We start from the raw sequence: 1379 nt of genomic DNA on the forward strand, positions 1-1379 counted from the left end.
GTCTTATCCTCTGTACCTGCTAAGGTTATAGGGACAAGCCGTACGGGCAATTAGTACTGGTTAGCTTAATGCATTACTGCACTTCCACACCCAGCCTATCAACGTCCTGGTCTCGAACGACCCTTCAAAGAGCTCAAGGCTCTGGGAAATCTCATCTCAAGGCAAGTTTCCCGCTTAGATGCTTTCAGCGGTTATCTCTTCCGAACTTAGCTACCCGGCAATGCCACTGGCGTGACAACCGGTACACCAGAGGTTCGTCCACTCCGGTCCTCTCGTACTAGGAGCAGCCCCCTTCAAATTTCCAACGCCCACGGCAGATAGGGACCAAACTGTCTCACGACGTTTTAAACCCAGCTCACGTACCACTTTAAATGGCGAACAGCCATACCCTTGGGACCGGCTACAGCCCCAGGATGTGATGAGCCGACATCGAGGTGCCAAACTCCCCCGTCGATATGAACTCTTGGGAGGAATCAGCCTGTTATCCCCAGAGTACCTTTTATCCGTTGAGCGATGGCCCTTCCATACAGAACCACCGGATCACTATGTCCTACTTTCGTACCTGCTCGACTTGTCAGTCTCGCAGTTAAGCACGCTTATGCCATTGCACTATCAACACGATGTCCGACCGTATCTAGCGTACCTTCGAACTCCTCCGTTACACTTTAGGAGGAGACCGCCCCAGTCAAACTGCCTACCATGCACTGTCCCCGATCCGGATAACGGACCAAGGTTAGAACCTCAAACAAACCAGGGTGGTATTTCAAGGTTGGCTCCACGAGAACTAGCGTCCCCGCTTCAAAGCCTCCCACCTATCCTACACAGATTGGTTCAAAGTCCAATGCAAAGCTACAGTAAAGGTTCATGGGGTCTTTCCGTCTAGCCGCGGGTAGATTGCATCATCACAAACATTTCAACTTCGCTGAGTCTCGGGAGGAGACAGTGTGGCCATCGTTACGCCATTCGTGCAGGTCGGAACTTACCCGACAAGGAATTTCGCTACCTTAGGACCGTTATAGTTACGGCCGCCGTTTACTGGGACTTCAATCAAGAGCTTGCACCCCATCATTTAATCTTCCAGCACCGGGCAGGCGTCACACCCTATACGTCCACTTTCGTGTTTGCAGAGTGCTGTGTTTTTATTAAACAGTCGCAGCCACCAGTTTATTGCAACCCTTTCACCCTCATGGAGTAAACCAATCAAGCTACCGGGGCGTACCTTTTCCCGAAGTTACGGTACCAATTTGCCGAGTTCCTTCTCCCGAGTTCTCTCAAGCGCCTTAGAATACTCATCTCGCCCACCTGTGTCGGTTTGCGGTACGGTCTCGTATGACTGAAGCTTAGAGGCTTTTCTTGGAACCACTTCCGATTGCTTCGTG

At 51.3% G+C, this 1379-nt stretch carries 1 rRNA gene; it reads right to left on the reverse strand.

What is annotated here, in order from left to right:
* Window positions 1-29: 29 nt before the first annotated feature.
* Window positions 30-1379 (reverse strand): 23S ribosomal RNA (locus tag BM193_RS29005); the annotation flags it as partial.

The organism is Janthinobacterium sp. 344, assembly GCF_900112025.1.
GTDB lineage: Bacteria > Pseudomonadota > Gammaproteobacteria > Burkholderiales > Burkholderiaceae_D > Janthinobacterium.